Origin of the sequence: Pontibacillus marinus BH030004 = DSM 16465, from assembly GCF_000425225.1 — a bacterium.
GTDB lineage: Bacteria > Bacillota > Bacilli > Bacillales > BH030062 > Pontibacillus > Pontibacillus marinus.
The window spans coordinates 33,101-57,392 of record NZ_KE384332.1 but is presented as its reverse complement, the minus strand read 5'-3'; the positions used below and the strand labels follow the sequence as shown (position 1 = coordinate 57,392).

At 39.6% G+C, this 24,292-nt stretch carries 23 protein-coding genes; 3 read left to right on the top strand and 20 right to left on the bottom strand.

The window, feature by feature from the left end:
- Window positions 1-727: 727 nt before the first annotated feature.
- The 14 genes from spoVE to H514_RS0117910 all read right to left on the bottom strand — a co-directional run bounded on the left by spoVE (window position 728) and on the right by H514_RS0117910 (window position 17,166).
- Window positions 728-1,846, bottom strand: coding sequence for a stage V sporulation protein E (gene spoVE / locus H514_RS0117980; protein ID WP_027448196.1), 1,119 nt, complete (start codon window positions 1,844-1,846; stop codon window positions 728-730).
- 65 nt (window positions 1,847-1,911) lie between these two features.
- Window positions 1,912-3,261 (bottom strand): UDP-N-acetylmuramoyl-L-alanine--D-glutamate ligase, encoded by a 1,350-nt coding sequence (murD, locus tag H514_RS0117975; protein WP_027448195.1) that lies wholly within the window; start codon window positions 3,259-3,261, stop codon window positions 1,912-1,914.
- Window positions 3,261-4,244 (bottom strand): phospho-N-acetylmuramoyl-pentapeptide-transferase, encoded by a 984-nt coding sequence (gene mraY, locus H514_RS0117970; protein ID WP_027448194.1) that lies wholly within the window; start codon window positions 4,242-4,244, stop codon window positions 3,261-3,263. Before mraY ends, murD begins: the two co-directional genes overlap by 1 nt.
- Window positions 4,245-4,384: 140 nt before the next feature.
- On the bottom strand, window positions 4,385-5,326 hold the full coding sequence (locus H514_RS0117960; protein WP_027448193.1) for a Mur ligase family protein: 942 nt from the start codon (window positions 5,324-5,326) through the stop codon (window positions 4,385-4,387).
- Window positions 5,327-5,339: 13 nt separating this feature from the next.
- Window positions 5,340-6,803 carry a UDP-N-acetylmuramoyl-L-alanyl-D-glutamate--2,6-diaminopimelate ligase gene (locus tag H514_RS0117955; RefSeq protein ID WP_027448192.1) on the bottom strand — a complete coding sequence of 488 codons (1,464 nt, stop codon included), beginning with the start codon at window positions 6,801-6,803 and terminating at the stop codon, window positions 5,340-5,342.
- Window positions 6,804-6,886: 83 nt separating this feature from the next.
- Complete coding sequence (locus H514_RS0117950; RefSeq protein ID WP_027448191.1) at window positions 6,887-8,836, bottom strand: stage V sporulation protein D; 1,950 nt, start codon at window positions 8,834-8,836, stop codon at window positions 6,887-6,889.
- An 80-nt stretch (window positions 8,837-8,916) separates the two neighbouring features.
- Window positions 8,917-11,163, bottom strand: coding sequence for a penicillin-binding protein (locus H514_RS23475; protein ID WP_036843323.1), 2,247 nt, complete (start codon window positions 11,161-11,163; stop codon window positions 8,917-8,919).
- 19 nt (window positions 11,164-11,182) lie between these two features.
- Window positions 11,183-11,557: a cell division protein FtsL gene (ftsL, locus tag H514_RS0117940; protein WP_027448190.1), complete on the bottom strand. Its 375-nt coding sequence runs from the start codon at window positions 11,555-11,557 to the stop codon at window positions 11,183-11,185.
- Window positions 11,554-12,534 carry a 16S rRNA (cytosine(1402)-N(4))-methyltransferase RsmH gene (rsmH, locus tag H514_RS0117935; RefSeq protein ID WP_027448189.1) on the bottom strand — a complete coding sequence of 327 codons (981 nt, stop codon included), beginning with the start codon at window positions 12,532-12,534 and terminating at the stop codon, window positions 11,554-11,556. The genes ftsL and rsmH overlap by 4 nt, the downstream gene beginning before the upstream one ends.
- A 74-nt stretch (window positions 12,535-12,608) precedes the next feature.
- A complete protein-coding gene (gene mraZ, locus H514_RS0117930) occupies window positions 12,609-13,040 on the bottom strand; it encodes a division/cell wall cluster transcriptional repressor MraZ (protein WP_027448188.1) in 432 nt (143 codons plus the stop codon).
- A gap of 137 nt (window positions 13,041-13,177) precedes the next feature.
- Complete coding sequence (gene bshC, locus H514_RS0117925; protein ID WP_027448187.1) at window positions 13,178-14,800, bottom strand: bacillithiol biosynthesis cysteine-adding enzyme BshC; 1,623 nt, start codon at window positions 14,798-14,800, stop codon at window positions 13,178-13,180.
- 122 nt (window positions 14,801-14,922) lie between these two features.
- Window positions 14,923-15,306, bottom strand: a complete 384-nt coding sequence (locus H514_RS0117920) for a DUF3397 domain-containing protein (RefSeq protein WP_027448186.1) — start codon at window positions 15,304-15,306, stop codon at window positions 14,923-14,925.
- Window positions 15,303-16,190 carry a 2-dehydropantoate 2-reductase gene (locus tag H514_RS0117915; protein WP_027448185.1) on the bottom strand — a complete coding sequence of 296 codons (888 nt, stop codon included), beginning with the start codon at window positions 16,188-16,190 and terminating at the stop codon, window positions 15,303-15,305. The genes H514_RS0117920 and H514_RS0117915 overlap by 4 nt, the downstream gene beginning before the upstream one ends.
- A gap of 250 nt (window positions 16,191-16,440) precedes the next feature.
- Window positions 16,441-17,166: a hypothetical protein gene (locus tag H514_RS0117910; protein WP_027448184.1), complete on the bottom strand. Its 726-nt coding sequence runs from the start codon at window positions 17,164-17,166 to the stop codon at window positions 16,441-16,443.
- Between the two features lie 293 nt (window positions 17,167-17,459).
- Here H514_RS0117910 and H514_RS0117905 point away from each other — a divergent pair, with 293 nt between their 5' ends.
- A complete protein-coding gene (locus H514_RS0117905; protein WP_027448183.1) occupies window positions 17,460-17,939 on the top strand; it encodes an N-acetyltransferase in 480 nt (159 codons plus the stop codon).
- 227 nt (window positions 17,940-18,166) lie between these two features.
- Here H514_RS0117905 and H514_RS0117900 read toward each other — a convergent pair whose 3' ends face one another.
- From H514_RS0117900 to H514_RS0117885, 4 genes are all read right to left on the bottom strand, one after another.
- Window positions 18,167-18,658, bottom strand: a complete 492-nt coding sequence (locus tag H514_RS0117900; RefSeq protein ID WP_027448182.1) for an RsfA family transcriptional regulator — start codon at window positions 18,656-18,658, stop codon at window positions 18,167-18,169.
- Window positions 18,659-18,728: 70 nt separating this feature from the next.
- Window positions 18,729-19,487, bottom strand: a complete 759-nt coding sequence (locus H514_RS0117895; RefSeq protein WP_027448181.1) for an enoyl-CoA hydratase/isomerase family protein — start codon at window positions 19,485-19,487, stop codon at window positions 18,729-18,731.
- Between the two features lie 147 nt (window positions 19,488-19,634).
- On the bottom strand, window positions 19,635-19,808 hold the full coding sequence (gene rpmF, locus H514_RS0117890) for a 50S ribosomal protein L32 (protein WP_027448180.1): 174 nt from the start codon (window positions 19,806-19,808) through the stop codon (window positions 19,635-19,637).
- A gap of 48 nt (window positions 19,809-19,856) precedes the next feature.
- On the bottom strand, window positions 19,857-20,369 hold the full coding sequence (locus H514_RS0117885; protein ID WP_027448179.1) for a YceD family protein: 513 nt from the start codon (window positions 20,367-20,369) through the stop codon (window positions 19,857-19,859).
- A gap of 214 nt (window positions 20,370-20,583) precedes the next feature.
- Between H514_RS0117885 and H514_RS0117880 the strand changes: the two genes are divergently transcribed.
- A complete protein-coding gene (locus H514_RS0117880; protein ID WP_027448178.1) occupies window positions 20,584-21,795 on the top strand; it encodes a nucleotidyltransferase in 1,212 nt (403 codons plus the stop codon).
- A 55-nt stretch (window positions 21,796-21,850) separates the two neighbouring features.
- Complete coding sequence (locus H514_RS0117875) at window positions 21,851-22,246, top strand: hypothetical protein (protein WP_027448177.1); 396 nt, start codon at window positions 21,851-21,853, stop codon at window positions 22,244-22,246.
- Between the two features lie 177 nt (window positions 22,247-22,423).
- On the opposite strand, the gene H514_RS0117870 is transcribed toward H514_RS0117875, so the two are convergent.
- Both H514_RS0117870 and H514_RS0117865 read right to left on the bottom strand, forming a co-directional pair.
- The gene (locus H514_RS0117870) at window positions 22,424-23,446 is read right to left on the bottom strand and encodes a SepM family pheromone-processing serine protease (protein ID WP_027448176.1); all 1,023 of its coding nucleotides are present in this window, start codon (window positions 23,444-23,446) and stop codon (window positions 22,424-22,426) included.
- Window positions 23,433-24,266, bottom strand: a complete 834-nt coding sequence (locus H514_RS0117865; RefSeq protein ID WP_197063127.1) for a patatin-like phospholipase family protein — start codon at window positions 24,264-24,266, stop codon at window positions 23,433-23,435. The genes H514_RS0117870 and H514_RS0117865 overlap by 14 nt, the downstream gene beginning before the upstream one ends.
- Between the last annotated feature and the right edge of the window lie 26 nt (window positions 24,267-24,292).

Here is a 24,292-nt window from a genome sequence, read left to right as displayed (position 1 = left end):
TGAGTTTCAAAGATCAAGCCTTCTTGCCTCATTCCCCAAATAAAGGAGTGTAAAACAGAAAATCAAAATTCATTTCAAGAAATATATGCTATGTCTTCTAAATTTTTCTAACTCCACTTCTCATTCCATTAAAGCCCCCTTATCTTGAAGACTTGGTTTCGAGATAAAGTGCGTATGGTTCCGTTGCTTTTGTGCAGATCGGCGGGCTGTGGAACGGGTTGCTTTCCTGCGGACGAAGCGCCGAGCCTCCTCATTCGCAAGCTCTCTGCGGGGTCTCGTCACTCCGTTCTTCCGCTGGAGTCAACCCGTTCCACAGCCCACCTTTGCAGAATGAAGACTAACGGAACCGCCGTAGTTCTGGGAGAGGTTGTTCTGATTCCAGTAGTATAATCCTATCATGACAAGGGTGTGAGCAACTTCTATGAATAAGAATTCCAATCCATATGAGGTGGGACAGTCCAAATTATGGTCCGTTAATCTCCATAATCGTGTGGAGGGAAGGAAACGGCAAACTGTCGTGGTAACAAAGGCAAGACGAGACCCCGCAAGGAGCGTAGCGTATGAGGAGGCTCGGCTTGTCTTCCACAACAGGCTTGCCGTTTCACTGACCGCAACAAACTACTCAACAGCAACGGACTCCTCTCAATTTCAAGTCTTCTACAATCCTGCCATAATACTGAATAATTCATAAATACATCCAACAAAAAACCCCTGACCATGTCAGAGGTTAAAGTTTGGCGTATCGACTTATATTTAAAAGAATTCCGACTGAACACAGCGTGAGGGTTAGGGATGAACCTCCGTAACTTAAAAACGGTAAGGTGATACCTGTTACTGGCATTAGTCCTGTCACAACACTAATATTAATCATAACCTGAATCGAAATCATACCTACAATACCTAAAGCAAGCAAACTACCGAACATGTCCGGAGCTGCCAAGGCCACTCGAATGCCTCGCCATAACAGAAGGAAAAATAACAGTAAGGTAAATGTCCCACCTATAAACCCTAACTCCTCCGCAAGAATGGCAAATATAAAATCGGTTTGAGGTTCAGGTAGATAAAAAAACTTTTGTAGGCTTTGTCCTAATCCAAGGCCCATTAATCCACCAGGTCCAATTGCGTATAAGGATTGAATGATTTGAAACCCTGCACCTAGTGGATCTTCCCAAGGGTTTAGAAAGGCTGTAATACGTTGGATTCGGTAAGGTGCGGATATAATCAATCCCGCAAATCCAACTACCCCTAAGATTCCTAGTCCTACAAAATGGGCAATCCGAGCACCCGATACAAATATCATGAGCATACAAGTTCCAACAAGCACTACCCCTGTTCCTAGGTCTGGTTGTAACATAATAATCCCAAACGCTAAAAACACTAACGATAAGGATGGAACGAAACCTTTATAAAACGAAGTGATCTTCTTCTGGTTCTCGGATAAATACCTAGCGAGAAAGATGATCAGTCCTAGTTTCATAAACTCTGAAGGTTGAATACTAAAGGCACCTACCCCAATCCAACTCCGTGCTCCACCACGAACCATCCCTACACCAGGTATTAAGACCGCTATCAGTAAAACAAAGCATACTAGAAGGAGTATCTTTGAAATATTTCGCCAACTTAAATAGGGAACATTCATGAACCCAAACATAGCTACAATCCCTAAAATCGCAAACAACAGTTGCCGTTTAGCAAAGAAGAATGAATCATCAAATTTATAATCAGCCCATATTGCTGATGCACTATAAACCATAATGACGCCGACCAATAAAAGTGAAAAGATAACAATCATCAGTAAAAGATCTGGTGCATCTTTTATATTTTGTCCACTTTTCTTCCGAAACATAAAAAATCCCCCTTGGTTCAACCACTTGAACATTGGGGGCATTTTTTATCGAGTAAACAAGCCCCCTACTCTAATGTATGCACCGCTTCCATAAACATGTCTCCACGTTCTTCAAAAGTACGATATTGATCCCAACTAGCACATGCTGGTGATAAAAGAATCACATCGCCTTTATTCGAAATACGGTACGCCTCTTCGGCTGCTTGTTTAACATTATCGACTATGATCGATTGCTCTATTCCATTGTTTTGAGCCAATTCTTGAAGTTTCGGTGCTGTTTCACCAAAAAGGATCATGGCACGGACGTTTTTCAAGTACGGAGCTAAATCATCAAATTCATTACCTCTATCCAATCCACCTGCTAATAGAATGGTGGGTGTGTCAAACGCAGATAAAGCTTTTGATGTTGCTAGGAGATTCGTAGCTTTTGAATCATTAAAAAACGTTCTTCCCTGAAGCTCTTTTACAAATTGCATTCGATGTTTAACACCCGAAAATGTTTTTAAAACGCTCGTAATACCATCATTTGTTGCTCCAGAAAGTTTTGCTGCTGCTACAGACGCCATAATGTTTTCCATATTATGAGCACCTACTAGCATAATATCTTCTAGTCGTACAATTTTCTCTTGTTTCAAATACAACCATTCATCATCTTTCCAAACACCTTCAGGCTGATAACTTGTCGTTGAGAATGGAATGGGTTGACTTTTCGCTTGTTTCACGTAATTTGTTACGTCCTCATGATCGGCATTATAAATGACGTAATCCCCTTCATCTTGATTCATAAACACTTGAGCTTTTGAATACCCATAGTGTTCCATTGTTTTATGATAATCAAGGTGAGCTTCATATAAATTTAAAAATACCGCGATATGAGGCTTAAAGGTTTCAGTGCCAATTAATTGAAATGAAGAAAGCTCAATAACTAATGTATCCTTATCTGTAGTTGATTGAGCAACTTCACAAGAAACTTTACCTATATTGCCAGCTAGCTTCACTGGCCTTTTGCTTTCTTGAAGCATTTCATAGGTCAGTGTTGTCGTTGTTGTCTTCCCATTGGATCCTGTAATGCCTATAATAGGTCCTTCAGCTAATCTATAGGCAAGTTCAACTTCGGTTACGATAGGAAGACCACGTTCTTCCGCTTCCTGGACAATTGGATTCGTATAAGGAATACCTGGATTTTTCACCAAATAATCTATTCCCTCTAAAACAGAAAGGGGATGTCCACCTGTCACGACTTCAATCCCTTTTTGGGTTAAAGTTTTAGCTTGAGGGTTATCTTCATATGGCTTTTGATCATTTACTCGTACTTGTATGCCACTTTCATGAAGAAGAGTTGCTGCAGCTTCTCCTGACTTGGCAAGGCCTAGAACAAGTACGTGCTGGTAAGGGAATTTTTCTAACGTCTTCATTATAGCCACACCTCAATATAAATCCCGAGAGCTGCAAACAAGATAGCAACAAGCCAAAATGTAGTAACTACTCGCCATTCAGACCAACCTACTAACTCATAATGGTGGTGTAATGGACTCATCTTAAACACGCGTTTTCCAGTCGTTTTAAATGAAATAACTTGGATAATAACAGAAAGCGTTTCTAGAACAAACACACCGCCAATAATAATTAGTAAGATTTCTAACTTTGTTAATATGGCGATGGCACCAATGGCTCCCCCGAGCGCAAGTGATCCTGTGTCCCCCATAAACACCTTAGCAGGATGGGCATTAAATACAAGAAATCCTAACAATGCCCCTACAACAGCAAGTGAGAATACAGCAATTTCAAACTGGGGATGACCATGAAAAGCTAAAATACCAAATGCACCAAATGCTACAGCTGCTGTTCCGGCTAATAGACCATCTAACCCATCTGTTAAATTCACAGCGTTTGAAGAACCAACAAGCATAAATAAAATTAAGATGGCATAACCCCAACCTAAATCAAACTGCATGGTAGTACCTGGTATTCCGATATGTGTCGGGAAATCATGACGGTATAAAATAATATAAAAGACCGCAGCGATAAAGATCTGGCCTAACATTTTTTGCTTAGAAGTTAAGCCAAGATTTCGTTTCATGGCTACTTTAATAAAATCATCTAGAAATCCGAGAAGTCCGTAGCCAATCATCACAAATAACATGAGGAAGACTTCAAAGCTCATCGCTTGAGGATTAAATTTAGCAACCATAAACAAGGTTGTAATACTTACAGAAACCAAAATCATCAACCCACCCATTGTTGGTGTTCCTGATTTCTTCTGGTGGGATTTTGGACCTTCATCTCGAATTTCTTGACCAAATTTTAACCTACGTAAAAAAGGAATAAAGATCGGTGAGATGAGGACGGTAATTAAAAATGCTATTGCCATAGTGATTAATAGTACTTGTGCATTCATTGTTTTCCTCCTTTTATTCGCATATGACCGTCCAATTGTACATACAATTTTTCATTTACTTCATTTTGATTAAAAAAGTCCTTTATAGAATATATCATGTGAAAGGTAAAATCTTTCCTAAACTTCATCAAACCTTCTCCCTATTTTTGGATTGTGGGAGTGGACAAATTTGTCTGATAGTAATGGGTATTTGTTAACCCCGTCTGTATAGATGCTTGATCTAGACCTATTCTTTCACCAATGACCACAGCAAATCCCAAGTACTTCAGTAAGCTTTTGTCCACGTTGTGATGATGATAAGAACACGTATTTACCATAAAACTCTCTTCTTCAGAGTCAATAATGACTTCTTTATTTTTTTCTTTGAAACCACATGTTAGCACGTTTTCTTTCGAAAAAAGTGCTGAAAATAAAGGGTCATCTCCATCTAAAAGGACATAACTATTCTCTTTTAGTCCAGCAAATATTTCAACACTTTTTTGTATCAAATCTTCTGAATGCCCATTGCTAGAAACATGTGAAATAACACCAAAATCCAATTTGACTAATTCCACTAAGTCTTGGAGGTCAACAACACCGTCAAGTTCAACCCCCAATACAAACATCTCCGTATCAGAAGGCATTTGTAAAAGTTGAAGAAAAAGCTCTTCATCGGAGCTTTCTGTCCAGTTTACTTCATAAACTTCAAATTGCTGTGATAAAACGGAAGATAAGCAATTTTGAGTCATATCTACCCCTTCATCTCCAGTAACAAATACTGTACATGGATTCACTTCTTCCAAATAAGCCTCTGTTACTTCATTTAAGGAAGATTGTAAATGATCGACAAAGAATAATGGAAAATCGGTTGGCAAAAAAGCTGGTACAGGTGTTAGCTTATCCCAAATAGCTGCAATAGCTCCATTTGAAATAGCCTCTTTTAACAAGTCTGCATGATCACCCTTTTTATCAAGAGGAATATACAGCCCTTTTTTCATGGAATGAGCAGGGTTTTGTTCAACATCCCTAATCTCAATTCCTAAATCGACTGCACCTTGATAATCAGGAAGAATTTCAGCTAGCCAATCAGTCGAGAATCCCATTCATTCAGCTCCTTTAGTATCTGGATTGAATACTCTCCTTAGCAACCTCTACATCATCAAAGTGAGTTCGCTCACCATTAATTTCTTGATAGGTTTCATGACCTTTACCAGCAATCACGATCACATCTCCGGCAGTTGCATGTTGAACAGCTTCATTAATCGCTTCTCTTCGATCCACGATAACCGTATAACCTTCGCCTGTTATCCCCTTTTCCATATCCTCTAGAATGGCTTTTGGATCCTCTGAACGAGGGTTATCTGATGTTAAATAGGTATGATCTGAATACTTAACTGCCACTTGAGCCATTAATGGCCGCTTTGTTCGGTCACGATCTCCACCACAACCAACAACAACAAAGATCCTGTTTTCAACAAAGGATTTCACTGTCTTTAAAACATTTTCTAAAGAATCAGGTGTATGAGCATAATCAACAATAACACCGAAATCTTGACCAGCTAACACAGGTTCGAATCGCCCGCGTACACCTTTCGTATGTTCCAAGGATTTTTTTATGGTTTCGAGTGATATTCCTGATAACCATGCTGTACTAGCTGCTGCCAGCATATTATACACACTGAACTTTCCAACAAGAGGGCTTTCAATGTAAATGTCCCCCTTAGGAGTCCCTAGTGTGAAAGAGGTTCCGCTTGCTGTTAAGCTAAGATTTTTTGCAACGATATCTGCTCGATCATCTAATCCATATGTAATGACTTCTTGTGCAGTACTTTTAATAAGAAAATCACTATGTTCATCATCACGATTAATGACAGCATATTTTGGCTTTTGGTGATATCCATTTCCCAATTGAGAGAAGAGAAGGGATTTAGCACGCAAGTAATCATCCATGTCTTTATGAAAATCCAGATGATCCTGTGAAAGATTGGTATAAACCGCTATATCAAAATCACATCCATGGACCCTCCCTAAGTCTAAGGCATGAGATGATACTTCCATTACGGCTGTATCTACACCTTCATCAACCATTTGAGAAAAGTTTTGCTGTAAAAATAGCGAGTCTGGTGTTGTGTTTTTTACAGGATATGTATTCTCACCAATCTTCATTTGAATGGTCCCAATTAAACCTGTTGTTTGCTGAGCCTCTTGGAAAATAGAATCAATCAAATAGGATGTTGTTGTCTTTCCATTTGTCCCTGTTACCCCAACTAAATGAAGATGATTGGTTGGGTAACCATAAAAATGATTAGAAAGTTTAGCTAGCGCCTTTGTGCTATCGTTAACTAAGATTACAGGGATTGAGGCTTCAATCGGTTTCTGGGCAATGATTGCACTCGCTCCTTTTTCTTCAGCCTGTGCGACGAAATCATGACCATCTACCGTGAAGCCTTCAATACAAATAAATAAATCATTCTTCTGTACGGCTCTTGAGTCCATTTTAATTCCATTCACTTGTACATTCTCTATACTCTTCGTTGCAGTATATACATGAAGAGTCTCTAATAAGTTTCCTAGTTTCATAAATGTGACTCCTTACATTGTTTGAATTTCTTCACTTTACACCGTTTAATTATAGCAAAGTAAAGGGTGCTCTGCGATTGTTCTTATTGAGATGTGGCATTTTTAGGAGGTTCGTCAGTTAAGAAAAGGCGAATTTTGGAACCCTGTTCAACCTTTATTCCCGCTTTAGGTGCTTGATCTACAATGTATTTCCCTTCCCCACTTGTTTCTATTGACAAATTCACCAAATACTTGGTTAAATCCTTTTTTTCTAAACCAATCAGATCGGGTACTTCCACTCTTGGCAGATCAGGCCATTGAATATCTTTTTCAAGCCCATCCGTACGTTTTTCCACACCTATTGCTCTAAGGCTATCTCCCATCATATTACCAACAATTGGAGCTGCTACGACTCCACCAAATTGAACCGTGTTTTTAGGGTTATCAATGGCTATATAAACGACCAATTCTGGATCATCTGCTGGGGCAAACCCAATAAAGGATACAATATGGTTATTGCTCATATACCTTCCATCTTCCCCCACTTTTTGAGCAGTACCTGTTTTTCCTCCTACTCTATACCCTTCAACATACGCACCACGCCCTGTTCCTTTAGCCACGACGCTTTCAAGTGCTTCACGAATCTTTTTCGAGGTTTCAGCAGAAATAACACGTTCTTTCATTTGGGGTTCACTCTTCTCAACGACTTCTCCACTGGCTGGATCAATCCACTCCTTAGCTATATAAGGTTGATATAAGTATCCTCCATTCACCGCAGCAGCAACAGCTGTTACTTGCTGGATAGGGGTTACAGAGACCCCTTGCCCAAAAGCAGTTGTTGCTAACTCTACAGGTCCTACCTGACTTTCTTTAAATAAAATCCCTTTTCCTTCACCTTGTAAATCAATTCCTGTCTTTTGACCAAACCCAAAGTCTCGGATATACGTGAAAAGTTTTTCTTTCCCTAAACGCTCACCCATTGTAACAAAGCCTGGGTTACATGAATTTTGTACGACTTCTAAGTACGATTGACTACCGTGACCTCCACGTTTCCAGCAATGCAGGGTAGCCCCATCAACTTTAATGGATCCGCTATCATGAAAGTGGTCATCATATAAATCCACCAGTCCTTCTTCTAAGGTGGCTGCTAACGTTATAATCTTAAAAGTTGAACCTGGCTCATAGGTACTCCATACCGGCAAGTTGCGGTTATAGACTTCTTGGTCAACATGCTGATAATTTTCCGGATGAAAAGTGGGACGGCTAGACATTGCCAAAATTTCTCCTGTATCTGGATCCATTGCTATAGCTAAGGCCCCATCGGGATTGTATTTTGCCTGCGCATTATCCAGTTCCCTTTCGATGATCGTTTGAACCCTATCATCAATCGTTAGCTTTAAATTATACCCATCTTTCGGAGGTTGATAAACATCAGCGAGCTTGGGCATTTTTCTACCTTTTGCATCAGCGAAAAAGGATAGATATCCCTCTTCTCCTTTAAGATAATCATCATAATACAATTCAAGCCCCATTAACCCCTGATTATCAATACCACTAAAACCTAATACATGTGATAGATACTCCCCTTTAGGATAGTGGCGTTTGGAATCTTTCGCGATATAAACACCGTCAAGATTAAGTTGGCTAAGTGTTTCGGCTTGCTCTTCCGTTAACTTTCTTCCTTCTGGTTGGATTTTCTCAATATTCGCATTCTTCGTCGCATGCTTATAAGCTTTTTCGACTGATATACCAAGTACTTCTGAGAGTTTTTCAGCAACAAGCTGAGGATTTTTAATTTGACGTGGTGCGAGCATCACAGATGGAGCGGTCACATTTTCAGCTAGAATTTCTCCGTTCCGATCTACAATCTCACCTCGTTCTGGCTGAAACGGGATATCACGACTCCAAGATTCTCTTGCTTTTTTCATAATCCCATCACCAATAATAAATTGAACATACCCTAATCGAATGTCAATAATGATAAAAACAGCCATTGCAAGTAAAAAGACAGTGACTAATCGTTTTCTTAGCGTCACATTGGATACACGTTTCATGGTACATCTCCTTTATGTCCATAGTAAGCTTGTATCCATTTTATGTGTGGCTAATCGCGATTAGAACACTGCCTGTCTTATTACGTCTCTTCATCTTCTTTTTCTTCTTGTTGCTCTTGCATAGATCGTTCGTTCTCGTCAGAAGGGATTTCAGGTGTCTGCCCCTGCTCTCCAGGTGGAGATAGTTCTACAGTAAGATAGTCACTTTTTCGAACGACTGAACCAGGTTGAATACTTTGTTTATATACAAACCCACTTCCCATATAATCAAGTTTCAATTTCATTAAGTCACTAAACTTCAATACATCTCTTAGGGACCAAGAACTCATATCTGGCATTTTTACGTCCCCTTTAGTTAAAAGCATGACTCGTTCATTTTGAAAAACTTGTTTTCCTTTAGCAGGAAGTGTCTTCTGTATAGTTGATCCTTCACCTAATACTACAGGTTTCAGGCCTTTCTTCTGTATCTGACTTTTCGCTTGCTTGACCGATTTACCTGATAAATCCTCTATGGTTTTCGGTTGTACATCCATCTTTTTGTTCTGTTTATCTGGTTGGATATTTAGATAATGTAAACTGTTTTCGATTACCGTTTTAAAAATATAGGAAACAGGTTCTGAACCCAATTCATTCCCTTTTAACTTTGGTTGTTTTACAGAAACATACATCATTAACTCAGGGTCTTCTTTAGGAGCCATACCAAGGAAAGAGAAAATGTAATCCTCATCGGAGCCACTTAAGTAGCCTGGACCATCTGGATCAGGGATTTGGGCTGTACCTGTTTTACCAGCTACTGAGAAGTCATTTAATTTATAATTTTTCCCTGTGCCGTGCTCACCTGTAACAACTTTACCTAGAAGTTCTCGTACGGACTTAGCCGTAGATGCATCAATTGGTTCCCCAACGACTTCTGGCTTTGTTTTTTGAATCGTTTCATTTGAATTAGGGTCTAAAACCTTGGAAATCACATAGGGTTTCATCATTTTCCCATCGTTCGCTACAGCAGTTGCTGCTTTCATAAGTTGCATTGGCGTAACGGTGGTTCCTTGACCATATGTTGTCGTTAACTTTTCTATTGGCCAGTTATACAATATATTTCCTGCTTTTTCACCTGGAAGATCTATACCTGTTTTTTGATCAAAGTCAAAATCTCTTAGGTAGCTTAAAAACTTGTCTGTGCCAAGTTTCTCCCATACTAGCTTCGCTGCCGCCACATTGGAGGAACGTTGAATCCCTTCGTTATAAGTGATCTCACCCCAACCAGGTCGATAATGGTCTCGAATAGGTCGGGTAATCTCTTCAATTTTGTAAGAGCCCGAATCATAGGTTTCCTTACCATCATATACACCAGCATCCATTGCAGCAGCAACAGTGAAGATTTTCATAGTTGAGCCAGGCTCATAAGGGTAAGCTACTACGTCGTTATACCAATTTTGGATATTGGATCGGTTATTAGGATCAAAACTTGGTCGATTACTCAAGGCGAGAACTTCTCCAGTTTTGGGATCCATCACCACAGCCATCATTTTTTTCGGTTCATATTGCTTTTCAACATGTGTCATCGCATCTTCTAAAAAGGTCTGAATCTTTTGATCTAAGGTTAACTGAATGGTGTCCCCATCTTTAGGTTCTTGGATGACTTCTTCAGGGTTTAGAAGCTTTTGATTATATTTATCTCGTTGAAAAGATATAGAACCATTCTTTTCAGTGAGCTTCTTGTCCATTTGGTTTTCAATCCCTAGGATCCCTGTAATCTTACCATCCTCACCTTTTCGTTGAGCAAATCCAACTACGTGAGAGGCAAACATTCCGTTTGGATAATATCGTTTTGCTTCCGCTCTAAAATTAATACCTGGTAGATTGAGAGATTTTATTTTATCTCGTTTTTCCTGTGAGAGGTACCGCCCATTTGAGCCGAATTCAACTTGGAAACGATCCTGTTCCTTTCCTTGTTGAATGATTGAGGAGATTCTGGATTGATCCATATTCAATATGGGAGCTAGCTTTTCAGCTGTTTTGGAAGGATCAACAACGTGCTTTGGTTCGTCTAATCCTTTTGAATATTCTTCATTTACAATAGCAAAAATGCTATAAGTTGGACGATCATAGGCTAATGTCATCCCATTCCGATCAACAATCTTTCCCCGATTTGCATCAATGGAATATGAGCTCGTCCGCTTTTTTTCAGCCCAGTCTTCAAGGGTTACCCCTTTAATTTCACCTGTCGACTGGATATAAAAAAAGCGTCCGAACAATACCACAAAAAGCAGCGTGAAAAAGACCATCATGATTTTCGACATACGATGGGTTGTTTTGCTTTTTTTCATAGCCGTCGATTCTCCTTACTTAGCTACCAGAAACTGTATCAGCTTGTTTAACTTTAGACTGGTGGATCTTTAACCCGTTCTTTTTAGCAATTTTCAAGATGCGTTCAGGGTCACTCAATTCTTTGATCTTGTACTGCAGGTTTTCATTCACTACCTTTTGATCTGAAATATTTCCCTCAAGCTTTTGAATATCTCGATTCATACTATCTAAAGAGGACGAGTAAGACACAATAAAGACACTCGCAGCAATGGCAAGACTACTCACAAGGGTGTACAAAACTTTTTCACCTGTTGAGACCCACTTTTTCTTATGTACATGAACTTTCGTCTGTTGTTGCTGCGTTTGCGTTTGTTGTTGTGAATCATGTAAAACTTTTGCTTTTTCTGCGCTCATCTCTTATTCCACCTTTCATCAAGTCGGAATTCTTCATTCCAAGGTCGGATTTTCTTTACAACTCTTAATTTGGAAGAACGAGCTCTTCGGTTTTGATCAAGCTCTTCTTCGTTCGGTGTAATGGGTTTTCTTGTCGTTGATTCAAAAGGAGGTTGCTTATCCTCAGGAATAACTGGGATATTCTTTGGCAATGGCGGGTTACTACTCCACTTTTTAAAAGCTTGTTTACATATACGATCTTCTAAAGAATGGAACGTAATGACAGCAATACGTCCTTCAATCGATACCATCTCTGCGGCCTGATGTAAAGCATCTTCAAATGCACCAAGTTCATCATTAACAGCAATTCGAATTGCCTGAAAAACACGTTTACCAGGGTGACCACCTTTTCGTCTAGCAGGTGCAGGGATAGCATCTTTAATAATATCCACTAGCTGAGTAGTAGTTTCAATTGGTGCTTTTTCTCTAGACTGTTCTATTCCACGAGCAATTTGTTTAGAAAATTTCTCTTCCCCATACTTGAAGAATATTTTCACTAGATCGTTAAACGACCATTCATTCACCACTTCATATGCACTAAGAGCTTGCTCCCTATTCATACGCATATCTAACTTGGCTTCTTGATGATAACTAAACCCTCGTTCTTCTTCATCTAACTGCGGAGAAGAAACACCTAAGTCAAATACAATCCCATCCACTTCATGGACGCCTAATTCAGTAAGCTTTTCCTGTAATTGGCGAAAGTTCGCATGAACGAATGTGATCTTTTCCTTATGGGAGTCCAGTCGTTGTTTCGCATGTTCAAGTGCTGTTGTATCCTGATCGAAAGCAATCAGCCTTCCCTCTTCATTTAGCTCTTGAACAATCTTTTCAGAGTGTCCTCCACCACCTAAGGTACAGTCAACATACACACCATTCGGCTTTATATCTAATTCATTGACGGTTTCTTGCTTTAATACTGTAATATGTTCAAACATACTTTCACCCTTTTGTCGTTTGTTTCTTGTTGTATTCCTTGGATGATTGGCTAGAAAAATAAAATTTGTTCGGATTAAATATCAAAGTCCATCATATTCTCTGCAATTTCCGAGAAAGAATCCTCAGACTCTTCAAAATATGTCTCCCAATGATCTTTGGACCAAAACTCCACTCGATTGGATACACCAATCACCACACACTCTTTATCCAATTCACCATAACTCCTTAATGGTGAGGGAATATTTATTCTTCCCTGCTTGTCTACTTCACATTCGACAGCGCCAGAAAAGAAAAAACGTGTGAAAGCACGAGCGTCTTTTTTCGTTAGTGGGAGTTTTTTTAATTTCTCTTCTAGAGCCTTCCATTCTGAAAGTGGGTACGCAAATAAACAACGATCGAGTCCTCGCGTAATGACAAACGTCTCACCGAGTCCTTCACGAAACTTCGCAGGAACAATAATACGTCCCTTTGCGTCTATATTATGTTGGTATTCACCCATAAACATATAGACCGCCCCCACTTTCTGACTCTAGGGTACCACATTCCCCCACTTTCCACCACTTAAAACTATATATTCTTTTCCCACAAAAAAAATCCTGCCATTCATGGCAGGATTTTTAACTTTTTTTTAATTTTAAATTTTTATAAATAAACTACGTGGTGAGGTTTCGTCCAGTCATATTCAATATTACAAAGACGTTCTCCCAAAGTGATGCCATGTTTGTTGATCCACGGCAAGATATTCCAGGTACGTTCTTGTAATTTCCCTTCTGGATTTAATGTTAAGTCGACTGCATCAAACACTTCCAGCTCTCTAGAATGTTTATCCTCTAAGGCATGAATCATACGTTCTTGAAGGAACTCTACATCACGGAACAATTCAAATAAATTTTTCTCAGCTAATTGCCCAATATCATCTCGTATAGTATGCGCTTTTTCTTTAAGTGGACGATGAGCACGTTCGATCGCCTTTTTTACTTCATCCGAGAGTTGTTCAATCGGTGGATAGCTTTGCATGGAAATCCAGTAGTTCTTATCTTCACTTACACCTTCATTAACCGCTTTTTGGACCTGAAGCGAATGCTTGTTCATCCACTTTTCACTTTTTCGATCCAATAGAGAAATGGATAAACGTGGTGTTACAGGTGGCATTTCAATATCAAGTGCTTCAAATGCTGGCTTTAATGCTGCCCAATACCCGACCTCACCTGGTCCAGCTATAAATGATAATGTAGGAAGAACGAATTCTTGCATGAGTGGACGGGTTACTACATTATTACTTAGCTTCTCTGGATGTTCTTCAGCAATTTGTAACATTTCTTCAGTCGTAAAGGAGCATTCATTTTGCTTCCCTTCCCAATTGCCTTCCTCATTTCGAACTAATAATGTTCGACCACCTTGATCATAAAACAAGTGACCATCTAAGGGATCCGCTTCTAAATTAATCGGATACCCTTGTTGTGCAGATTCATGAAGTGCTCGAACCACACCTTCACTTATACTCTCCTGATTATGGATCATATCTTTGAAATAATCACTTTCTAGTTGTCTTAGGTTAGGGTCATCAGAATCCATTAGAATAAGCCCTTTTTCAGGAAATAGGTAAAACAAGATCCTTGCAAAATAATCAACAAAGCTTTCAGAAACAGAAAGTTCCTTTAGCAATGTGTCAAATAAATCATTTGTGAGTTCTGTTTCGTTAAGTTGGGAGAATAAACGCTCAAGCCAAGTTTTAATAGCCTCTTTATCCATCTCCATATCTGAAACAGATAACTTCTCGTTTTGTTTTTGCATAATTTTAAACTTTTTCATTCGCTGACCATAAGGCATGTAAATATGGTTAATTTCATCAAAGTCATGATCCTCTCCAGCAATCCAAAAAACAGGCAGCACCGGAACTCCTAACTCACTTTCCTGTTGTTCAGCTAAAACGAGGATAGAAACGATTTTATGAATCGTATATAAAGGACCTGTCAGCAAGCCTGCTTGTTGACCTCCTACTACTACAACACTTTCTGGATCACGTACTTTTTCAATATTAGATAGCGTTTGTTCTGGTGCTCCCCATTTGCTGTTCACTTGATGGAGATGGTCCGCTAATTCATCCCGTTTATAGGACCTAGTTTGGATATGCTCCAACCTTTGTTTATAATCGCTCTGTTTATATGGGTTGTAATGAAACTTTTGAAGTATATTGTTTGATTGGCTTCTATAGTCTTGCATAAGCCGGTTTTCATTCGTTAGATCAATCGGTTGAATCCTCATGAATGACCTTCTCCTTTGTCTATATGGGTCTATGTATTTCATCTACGTATTGTACAGAATTGGAGCACCGATTTCATCCATTTAGGCTTATTGAAGCTGTACGAATGTTTCATCTGCCTATACTACAAAGCTAAAAGACGGTCAGTAAGTCCGAACAATGTTAAACCAATATAGGCAAAAGCAAATAGAACAAAACTAAATCGCCAAAATCCTCTCCAAGCCTTTGTAAAATGAATTTCATCTTTATACTTCCATTGAAGAAACACAAACATACCTAATAGAACTAATAAGAAAATAAGGATATACCAGAAAAAGGATTGGTCAAAAATGGCTCCCATCGTTGCATTAACCGATAAAATGTACAGTAATGTCATCGAGTTTACGGTTACATGCAAAGACATTCGCTTACTTCGACTGATTTTTCTCGTAAGCATATACACGATGATAGTCATAGGAATTGGCAATGTAATCGCAGCCGCTAAGAGATAGGCTAAAAGATCACTCATACTTCCCCCTCCTTTTTAAATGAGTACTCAATAGCTTTTATACTTTCATACATATATTGAATGGTTGGAATATCAAATGATGCTTCATGTAATAAAAAACCTAAAATGGCCTCAACTTCTGTCTCTCTTTTTCCTTGTATATCTTTTGCCATAGAGGATGTATTTTCCTCTGTGAATCTTGCAATTTGATAAACATTTTCCCATTGATTTTGTGATTCGAGTTTTAACACATGACAAGCCTCTTCACACAAGCGCTTGGCTATACGCTCTAAAAAGGGATTTTCGATCACTTGTCCATTCTTAACTTGGAATAATGCTGTAATGGGGTTGATAACCACATTGATAACAAGCTTTTTGGCTAGCATGTTATACCAGTCATCTTCTATATCTATAGGGAATTCATCACAAGTCATATTAGACCTCATTGTTTTTAATTCTTGCTCGTTCATATTCACGGCAGCTATACGTAGCTTTCCTTTTCCTGTATGTTTAACTGTATGTTCGTCCACCCTCAATGCTCCATGTTCCATAACCCCTACAGATACAGGATTTGAAAGGTTTTGAACCTTGTATATATGCCCCATGCCGTTTTGAAGAAAAAGCAAAGGACAAGTAATATGTTTATCCTGCAAGTTTTGTATGACGTTATCTACCGCTTGTTGCTTCGTACATATGATCAGAACATCCTGATTTTCAAGATCATCTGTTAATGATGTATTTATTTCCACTTTTTTATCGATTGGATGAACGTGCAGGCTTTTTTCTTGAATAGCCTCCATTTGCTCTTCTCGACGGACATAAAGTGTTAGGGCATGCCCTTGTTTATGGAAATAATAAGAAGTGAGTAGCCCTATAGCCCCTCCTCCTATAACTCCTATGTTCAAGACAAATCACCACCTGATCTATCCTCTTTTTATCGGATCATTAGCTCTTTATGAAATATTCCATTCGAACCACATTAAATCCTTCTATTTTCCTATTGTAGCAAATTTTTTATGAAATGGTAGATCAAATCTTGTAGGACCATACTGTGAAACACAGCTAAGCCCCATTGTACTTTTTGTTCTTCCATTAAAGTCCCCGTTTGTTGAAGACTTGGATTCGAGATAAAGTGTGGTGGAGGCAGTGCAGGGGCTAAGGGAATTCCGCGCCTACCCGAGCGATTCCGTCGTCTACCCGAGCAATTCCGTCGTCTACCCGAGCAATTCCGTCGCCTACCCGAGCAATTCCGTCGCCTACCCGAGCGATTCCGTCGCCTACCCAAGCAATTCCATCGCCTACCCGAGCAATTCCATCGCCTACCCAAGCAATCCCACCGCCTACCCGAGCGATTCCGTCGTCTACCCGAGCAATTCCGTCGCCTACCCGAGCGATTCCGTCGCCTACCCAAGCAATTCCATCGCCTACCCGAGCAATTCCATCGCCTACCCAAGCAATCCCACCGCCTACCCGAGCGATTCCGTCGTCTACCCGAGCAATTCCGTCGCCTACCCGAGCGATTCCGTCGCCTACCCGAGCAATTCCATCGCCTACCCGAGCGATTCCGTCGCCTACCCGAGCGATTCCGTCGCCTACCCAAGCAATTCCATCGTCTACCCGAGCAATTCCATCGCCTACCCGAGCGATTCCGTCGCCTACCCAAGCAATTCCGTCGCCTACCCGAGCGATTCCGTCGCCTACCCGAGCAATTCCATCGCCTACCCGAGCGATTCCGTCGTCTACCCGAGCAATTCCGTCGCCTACCCGAGCGATTCCGTCGCCTACCCGAGCGATTCCGTCGCCTACCCGAGCGATTCCGTCGCCTACCCGAGCGATTTCGTCGCCTATCCAAGGGAATACTGTTCCTTCCCACAAGAACATAGCCCACCGAACTCCACAAAAGCAACGGAACCTCTCCGCACAAGATTATTCCATATTACTGCCATAATACTGAATAAACACCTTGCACCTTATCATTGTTTTCTTATTTTCTCAGAGGGTTCAATAAAAAAATTTTAATAAAAAAGATAGTTTAACCAAATGGTAACTTTGTGTATATCCCTATTAAAATAAAACTCATGTGTAAGGGTGTGCAATTTTCATTTCATTCAGAAAATTTTTGTATTATAATGGAGTATATAAAGAACATAGCATCAAGGGGGATATTGGCCATGATGGAACCAATGAAGGTAGAAAGACTTGTAATTAACTATAAGACATTAGAGGAATTTAAACGATTTAAAGAATACGGGAACCAGGAACTCTCCATGCTTGAGGATTTGCAAAATAACATGATCGAAAATGATAGCGTATCACCATTCTTCGGCATTTATTATGGAAACGCTTTAGTAGCAAGAATGAGCTTATACCGAGTGAGTGCCAAATATGATCACTATTTCGATCCACCACAGGATTACCTAGAACTCTGGAAGCTAGAAGTCCTTCCAGATTATAGAGATAAAGGATTCGGTAAAATGCTTGTTGATTTTGCAAAAAGTCATGAGTTGCCAATCAAAACAAACCCACGCATTAATTCTCATGGTTTTTGGGAGAAAATGGGCTTCCATAAGGCTAAATATGAAATGGAACGTGACCTTGGAGAGAACCCACTGATTTGGACCCCTGAAGGTGTTCAAGAGAAAAATGTTTCTTAAGACCAAAAGCGGAAGCGCCCGTTTAGCAACGTATATGCTGGACTGAGCCGCAGTGAGATAAAGGAAACACGATGAGCTTTGGCGAATCGATGTTGACTTATCGATCGGAGGCGAGGGAAACATACTAGTTGCTGGGCGCTGGAGCTGGATGTGGCCACACTTTCATTTAAGAGTTAAACACAAATTAATTAATTTAAGATATAGAAAAAAGGCTGATTAGTAACTAATCAGCCTTTTTCTTGTGTCGTATGAACCCACTTCCAAAGTCTTCCCATTTCTTCCCACGCTTGATGGTATCTTCTCACTTGCTTCTTTAATGTTTCATTCTCTTCATGTAATTTCTGAATTTCTCGTTCTTCTTCAGAGGTTTGATTACCATACGATTCCTTCATCGTTTCTAGAAATGAAATCGCATCGTCGATTGAGAAGCTTGATGAGGGCTGTAAAGTAGCATTCGAAACATTACTAAGAACTACTTCTTGCGATGTCTTTCCAGCTTTCTTTCGTTCTTCTTTCGCTAATTGGATACCTTTTTGATATTGTTTACGAACCGTTGCATTCCAGCGAAATCCGCATGCTGCAGCAGTTCTGGATAAACGCTTCGCAACTTCTTCAAAAGCCTCCAATTGAGTTTTTCCATGGCGGATATAACGCAAAACTGTCTCCGCTAACAGAACATCTTCATCCTGTGTCCAGGAATCCTGTCGTGTGGCGTTCATTCTATCCCTCCTATCACATTTAGTAAAATGTATGCGCTTAATAGGAGAGATAGACTAGATCATCTCTATTTTATTTTAAAAACTGCTGTACAGCGTTTGTATGCTTGTCATTCCCCCATAAATTTGCACATTGACGGACCTCTTCATCCATCTCTGCTGAAACATATATGGGCATATGCCTCTTTTTATACTGATCTTTAAATCCCTTTAACTGATCTGTAGATTTTTCAAGAATAGGAGATAATATTCTATTTAATTCAGGCTCAAAATTATGATGGTCATACGTACCTTGTAGCCAGCCTAACTCTTGTAATTGCTCCGTGTTATAACGCTTTGAATGAACAAGCATCTCATAAGCTCGCAGTGGATCAATTCGTTGGTATAACAATGTGCCACCGCCCCATCCAGGAGCAATCCCTAACGTACCTTGAATAAAGCCAAAGGACGCTTGATCGTTGGCGTATCGAAAATCACAGGCTGTGGCCAGTTCACAACCTCCCCCCATTGCATGTCCATTTAAGAATGCATAGGTGGGCATAGGAAAACGTGCAATCTCATACAGCACTTCCTTCATTTGATAGAGTGCTTTAAAAGCTTCCTCAGTACTTAAGTCACTGTGAAAATCTTCTAAATCTCCTCCAGAACAAAATGCTTGATCACCTGCCCCTGTAATCACTAAACATTTCAAATCGGCATTTTTAGCTTTTTCCAGAGCTTCTTGAAGTTCCTGTATCATTTGAAAAGAAATCGCATTCCTCTGTTGAGGTCGATTTAGGGTTAAAATGGCTATTTGATCTTCTCGGACGGAATAATTAATGAATTCACTCATTATTTGTACATCCTTTTCTGCTAAAGTATATTCTATATTCATTGTAGCAAAGTTTTAGGGGGCTCGTATAATTTCAATTAGATATGTATCTTAAAATTCATAAAAAAAAAGCGCCTCCCTTAGGAGACACTCTTTCTTTCAGACGGTTTATTGTTCAACCACTTGTTTTCCATTGTACTGTCCGCAAGATTTGCAAACATGGTGTGGTTTAGTGTATTCACCGCAGTTTTGGCATTCTACCATGCCTGGTACGTGGAGTTTCTTGTGAGTACGACGTTGGTTTTTAACCTTTTTTGAAGTTCTTCTCTTTGGTACTGCCATGTCTTACACCTCCTTCATGCACGATCCAGAATGTATGTGATGGATCTCTTACTCTTTGTCTTCGTCTAAAAACTTTTGAAGCTCTGCAAGACGAGGATCAACTTTATCTTCTTGCTTTTGTTCCGTGATAAGCTGCCATCCTTGTCCTTCTGTGAGCGCTTTGTCCAGCACTTCTTCATCATCAGAAAAAACTTGCAAAGGAACTTCCAATATTACATTTTCCTTGATATAAGGCGTTAAGTCAAGGACTTCTCCATCAATTTCATGGATCTCTTCATCGCCTTCCTTATGATAAGGAGATAATGAGAACATTTCCACCGCATCAAAGGAAAATGGGTACTCAACATCCGCTAGGGTTCTAGCGCACGGAAGAGTCATCGTTCCAGATACATTGAATCGAAAAGTGATCTCGTCACCATCGACCGTTGCCTCTCCTTTAACTTTAACAGGAGGTATGGAACGAATGTCATTCGGCATCGTTTCAAGTTCTGAAATATCTACTTCCTCTTCAAAACGAAGCGGTTCATCTGCTGTTTGTAATTTTTGTAACGCAAATTTCATTAATAATCACCTCAAGGCAACAAGAGTTATTTTAAAAGGAAAAAAACATTTTGTCAACATTTTTTCTTTACACCTTCTTGTATCTATCATAGCTTTTGCATGAAAAGGAGAGATCATTCTTCGGTATTGTTGATTTCCTTTCCCCAAATCGATATTGTATATTCAGAATAGATGAATTTTTGGCAGATAATTCCCTCAGAAAAGGAGACTGGAAATGAAAGCTACTGGATTAATAGTTGAATATAACCCATTTCATTATGGACATCAATATCACTTTTTGCAATCAAAAGAAGCTTCTGGTGCAGATTGTACAGTTGCTATTATGAGTGGGAACTTTTTGCAAAGGGGTGAGCCGGCCATTATTGATAAATGGCACCGTGCTCAAATTGCCCTGCAATCTGGAATTGATATTGTTTTAGAGATCCCCTACGTATTTGCAGTACAAAATAGCGACTTATTTGCAAAAGGTGCTGTCCTCTCCTTAGATGCTTTAGGTGTAGATTCCATCTGTTTCGGGAGTGAGGACGGAAGCATTGAACCATTTGTGAACGCTCATAATGAGTTGCAGGTACACGAAAAAGAATATCATGAATCTTTGCACGAGCATTTAAAAGAAGGTCTCTCCTTCCCTGAGGCAAGTCGTCATGCTTATCATAAAATTGGACTAGGTGATGATGCAATCGATTTAGGTCAACCAAATAACATTCTAGGTTTTAGTTACACCAAAACTATTCTTGATTACAACCTGAATATAAAACCTATGACGATTCAAAGAAAACAGAGTGGCTATCATGATGAAACGATTGAACACAAAATAGCAAGTGCTACAAGCATTCGTAAAGAAATTCTCTCTCAGGGTTATATTACGGAAGAGGCCAAGGGTTCGTTACCTCCACTAACAGTTGATGCACTAGAACAGTATCGTGACGTAACAGGTAGCTGGCACGAATGGGAACTTTACTTTCCTCTCCTTCAATACAAAATTAGCACGATGTCACCAGAAGAATTGGGACAAATCCATGGAGTTGAAGAGGGCCTTGAGCATCGGTTTAAACAAACCATTCATAAAGCGAACAATTTTCAAGAATGGATGAATCTTATTAAAACGAAACGGTACACTTGGACACGTTTACAGCGTACACTCACTCACATCTTAACCAACACAAAAACAAAAGAGATTGAAAGTATAAGCACTATAAACGAAGCACCATATGTTCGATTACTAGGAATGACTAACATGGGCCAACAATATATTTCTCAGCAAAAGAAAGAAATGGATTGCCCTCTTATCACCCAATTACACAAAGGGGTACACCCTTTTCTTACAATCGAAGAGCGGGCAGTAGATAGTTATTTATCAATGTTTAAGCCCACTATAAAACGGGAAAGAAGAAATCGAGAATTTATGCCTCCAATTCTACCGTAATTTTGAAACTTTTTGCTTCCTTTTGTCGTCTTATGTATAAAAGGGGGCTTAACGGATGAAGAAGAGAAAACTAACATGGACCATTACTCTGTTCCTAACATTCACCATTTTACTTGGTACAGTGACCATGATCGTTTCAGACAAATACTTTAATGAAAACAACCCGTATTCCGTTATGAAAGGCATCATACAAATCCAGTTAAGCGAGGATTCAGTTGTGAACATCAACCAACAAGAGCATCGTTACATCACCCCTAACAAAACGTTTGAAGGTGATCCATACGGGATTGTGAAGCAGTTCATGCAAAAGGAAGGTTGGACATTTCAAAGTCAACAAAAAGGTGTTTTAACCTTTATAAAAGGTGATGAAACAACCTCAGTAAAAACGAAACCATTTACATCTGACTATTACATTTTTGATATTACAGATCATAGTGAAACGTTATCTTAAAGAAAACTTGCCGATTGGCAAGCCTTTTAAGGCGCAGACAGAGGCTTAGCCTTGGCTTATACTTCATACTTTCAAAATTTTTACTACGTCGAACTTCTCCATTGCTAAAATTTTATGCTTTCTTAACGTGTAATAAAAAAACTCCTACGCTTAATTCATAGCGTAGGAGTTTTTGCATTATGATTTAGGTTCTAACTTTTCCAAATAGTCTAATGCGTCTTGGAATGTATCAACAGGTACAATCTTCATATCAGTCCCAATTTCTTCAGCAGCTTTTTTAGCCACTTCATAGTTCGAACCTTCCTTACCACCTTCATTTGGCGCGAAGAAGATATCTACTCCAGAGTCATCTGCAGCGACAACCTTTTTATCGATACCTCCGATTCGACCTATTTCTCCTTCATATGAGATTTCTCCAGTACCTGCAACTTGATAACCTTTCGTGATATCTTTATCTGTTAATTGATCGTAAATTTCTAAGGAGAACATTAAACCAGCACTTGGACCTCCAATATCTCCACTTGAAAAATCAATTGATGGATCTACTTCAACTTCACGATCCGTAACGAGTGATATTCCGATAACAGCACGATCTTCTTTAGGATGCTTAACAAGTTCCACTGTCTCCGTCATCGATTTACCATCCCGCATAAACGTGATATCAAGTTGTCTTCCTACTTTCATTCCCTTTACATATTCCAGAAGATCTTCAGATTTATGAATCTCTTTATCGTCGACCTTTGTAATTCTATCCCCAATTTTCAGCTTATTGTGAGCCGGAACATCTTCAAGGATGCTCATCACATAAACGCCATCATAATTAATGTCTATTTGCTTGTTTGCAGCTTTGTAGGCGACCACGGTGGCTGCTTCTTGAGAGGACTCCATCATTTGGAGTTGTGCATGATAATATTCATTTTTGCTAACCCCTTTTGGGCGGATCTGTTCAAGCTCATAAACTTCGTGAAATGGACGAATTTTGGCTAAAGCAAATTGGAGTGCTGTTGCTTGCCCTCCCCTTACCGTAACAAGGTGCATTTCTCCTTGACTCGTAAAACCATCTTGTACTTGAACAACATCATTTAAACCATCAGCTGATCCTGGTTGATATACATAATAAGGGAGACGATATACTCCTAGCAAGAAAGCTATGAGGACGACGATCGCTCCCACTATAAAATAGCGTTTATTCTGCTTCATGATAAGGCTCCTTCCAATTCTCAATGCATTGTTTGATCTGTTCTAGGTGTGTTTGCGCGATCTTTTCGCCTTCTTTAATAATATCTTCAGTATCTGTGAACGCACGGGAACTATACTGAGCTACTTTCGGTTTAATCATAATGTCAGCATCCAATTCGATTTGTCGTATGAATTCATCTTGCATAATATCTATACTCTGAATAATGACATCATAAATGGATAATATCTCATGATTTGCTTCAAAATGAGCACAGTCAACGGCTATAACAATGTCAGCTCCCATATCCCTTGCCACTGATACTGGAACTCGATCAATGACCCCTCCATCGATCAGGAGACGATCATCAATTTTTTCCGGCACAAAAATCCCAGGTATAGAAATACTTGCTCTTACTGCATCAGCGACATCACCACTATTAAATACCACTTTTTCTCCTGTATATAAATCTGTTGCTACAACTGAAAAAGGGATATCTAAATCTTCGAACTGCTTTCGATGTGTGAACAATCGAATGTATTCTTTTACACGTTTCCCTTGTATAAACCCCATTTTAGGAACGGTAAAGTCCAAGTAGTATTTTCTCTTAAATGTTCTTGCAAGCGTGTACATATGGTCAATATCCTGCCCTGCACAATACAGAGCTCCTACTAGAGCGCCCATACTACTTCCTGCCACCATATGTACAGGAATGTTTGCCTCTTTTAGTGCTTTTAAAACTCCTAAATGGGCAAAACCTCTTGCGCCTCCTGACCCGAGGGCTAATCCAATAACCGGCTTCCTCAACGTCAGCCCTCCCCCTTTGATGGTTCCTTTTATCATTTTATGGCATAAAACCGTTTCTCATG

Bases quoted from the DNA above. Each gene is read 5' to 3' on its own strand.
- spoVE (WP_027448196.1), bottom strand. From the start codon at position 1,846: ATGTTTCGGAAGAAAAGTGGACAAAATATAAAAGATGCACCAGATCTT.
- murD (WP_027448195.1), bottom strand. From the start codon at position 3,261: ATGAAGACGTTAGAAAAATTCCCTTACCAGCACGTACTTGTTCTAGGC.
- mraY (WP_027448194.1), bottom strand. From the start codon at position 4,244: ATGAATGCACAAGTACTATTAATCACTATGGCAATAGCATTTTTAATT.
- H514_RS0117960 (WP_027448193.1), bottom strand. From the start codon at position 5,326: ATGGGATTCTCGACTGATTGGCTAGCTGAAATTCTTCCTGATTATCAA.
- H514_RS0117955 (WP_027448192.1), bottom strand. From the start codon at position 6,803: ATGAAACTAGGAAACTTATTAGAGACTCTTCATGTATATACTGCAACG.
- H514_RS0117950 (WP_027448191.1), bottom strand. From the start codon at position 8,836: ATGAAACGTGTATCCAATGTGACGCTAAGAAAACGATTAGTCACTGTC.
- H514_RS23475 (WP_036843323.1), bottom strand. From the start codon at position 11,163: ATGAAAAAAAGCAAAACAACCCATCGTATGTCGAAAATCATGATGGTC.
- ftsL (WP_027448190.1), bottom strand. From the start codon at position 11,557: ATGAGCGCAGAAAAAGCAAAAGTTTTACATGATTCACAACAACAAACG.
- rsmH (WP_027448189.1), bottom strand. From the start codon at position 12,534: ATGTTTGAACATATTACAGTATTAAAGCAAGAAACCGTCAATGAATTA.
- mraZ (WP_027448188.1), bottom strand. From the start codon at position 13,040: ATGTTTATGGGTGAATACCAACATAATATAGACGCAAAGGGACGTATT.
- bshC (WP_027448187.1), bottom strand. From the start codon at position 14,800: ATGAGGATTCAACCGATTGATCTAACGAATGAAAACCGGCTTATGCAA.
- H514_RS0117920 (WP_027448186.1), bottom strand. From the start codon at position 15,306: ATGAGTGATCTTTTAGCCTATCTCTTAGCGGCTGCGATTACATTGCCA.
- H514_RS0117910 (WP_027448184.1), bottom strand. From the start codon at position 17,166: ATGTTCTTGTGGGAAGGAACAGTATTCCCTTGGATAGGCGACGAAATC.
- H514_RS0117905 (WP_027448183.1), top strand. From the start codon at position 17,460: ATGGAACCAATGAAGGTAGAAAGACTTGTAATTAACTATAAGACATTA.
- H514_RS0117900 (WP_027448182.1), bottom strand. From the start codon at position 18,658: ATGAACGCCACACGACAGGATTCCTGGACACAGGATGAAGATGTTCTG.
- H514_RS0117895 (WP_027448181.1), bottom strand. From the start codon at position 19,487: ATGAGTGAATTCATTAATTATTCCGTCCGAGAAGATCAAATAGCCATT.
- rpmF (WP_027448180.1), bottom strand. From the start codon at position 19,808: ATGGCAGTACCAAAGAGAAGAACTTCAAAAAAGGTTAAAAACCAACGT.
- H514_RS0117885 (WP_027448179.1), bottom strand. From the start codon at position 20,369: ATGAAATTTGCGTTACAAAAATTACAAACAGCAGATGAACCGCTTCGT.
- H514_RS0117880 (WP_027448178.1), top strand. From the start codon at position 20,584: ATGAAAGCTACTGGATTAATAGTTGAATATAACCCATTTCATTATGGA.
- H514_RS0117875 (WP_027448177.1), top strand. From the start codon at position 21,851: ATGAAGAAGAGAAAACTAACATGGACCATTACTCTGTTCCTAACATTC.
- H514_RS0117870 (WP_027448176.1), bottom strand. From the start codon at position 23,446: ATGAAGCAGAATAAACGCTATTTTATAGTGGGAGCGATCGTCGTCCTC.
- H514_RS0117865 (WP_197063127.1), bottom strand. From the start codon at position 24,266: ATGATAAAAGGAACCATCAAAGGGGGAGGGCTGACGTTGAGGAAGCCG.